Source organism: Bremerella sp. JC817 (assembly GCF_040718835.1).
In the GTDB taxonomy this organism is placed as follows: Bacteria; Planctomycetota; Planctomycetia; order Pirellulales; family Pirellulaceae; genus Bremerella.
In genome coordinates, this window is record NZ_JBFEFG010000018.1 from 1 (window position 1) to 703 (window position 703).

At 65.1% G+C, this 703-nt stretch carries 1 protein-coding gene and 1 pseudogene; both read left to right on the forward strand.

Going from position 1 to position 703, the window contains the following annotated elements:
- Window positions 1-299, forward strand: a pseudogene (locus AB1L30_RS00080) (hypothetical protein); the annotation flags it as partial.
- A complete protein-coding gene (locus tag AB1L30_RS00085; protein WP_367011327.1) occupies window positions 293-418 on the forward strand; it encodes a hypothetical protein in 126 nt (41 codons plus the stop codon). The pseudogene AB1L30_RS00080 and the gene AB1L30_RS00085, both read left to right, overlap by 7 nt.
- The last annotated feature ends 285 nt before the right edge of the window (window positions 419-703 follow it).

Sequence of the window (703 nt, forward strand, 5' to 3'; positions counted from 1 at the left end):
CGATGCCAGGTGCCGGGTACGACATGTACTCGGGCATGTCAGGCGAAGGGATGGGGGGCTCCGATGCTAATTCTCCTCCGACGTTGACGCCAGAACAAATGGCGATGCTTGGTCCGCAGGCGGACGCCCTGCTCCGCTTCACGCAAAGCATCCTCCGATCGCAGGGACACGTTGAACACGCCGAGTTAGAGAACTTTCGCGCGGCGGGTTATGACGACGCTGCGCCGTCACTGGCCGCCTGCAGAGCGAACTGTTGGACGGTTTTCAGGTTCGCGGCTTTATCGCCGGGGGCATGTTGAAACTGAACCGTGGCGGCGCGCTGGAAACGCCAGCCCATCGTCTGCGTTCGTTGGACATCGTCCCATGGCGGTCCTTGCCGCTGCACCTGGAAGTAAACCCAGTTGCCACCTTGCGGTAAGCGGTAGCCTGGCGGAAGGCCGTGAAGTGATTCGCAACAGCTTCCCGGTTGTCACCTATACGCCGAAGACCCCAACGATGTGGGACGACGCTCCTCCGAGGTCGAGTCGGCCCTGGAAGGCCTGAACCTCTCCCCGGCCCCCGAGCCGACCCCGGCCACCTGATGACCGGCCTCCGGACGGTCTGACCGCTCGCTCGCGCCGCCCCGAGCTGCAAACGCCCGGGTCGGCCCTCCTTCGGCGATCGCAATGGCCCGGCCCGCGTCGGCTCCGGAACCTTCCGGGAC

Coding starts and splice junctions, on each gene's coding strand:
- AB1L30_RS00085 (WP_367011327.1), top strand. CDS start 293: ATGTTGAAACTGAACCGTGGCGGCGCGCTGGAAACGCCAGCCCATCGT.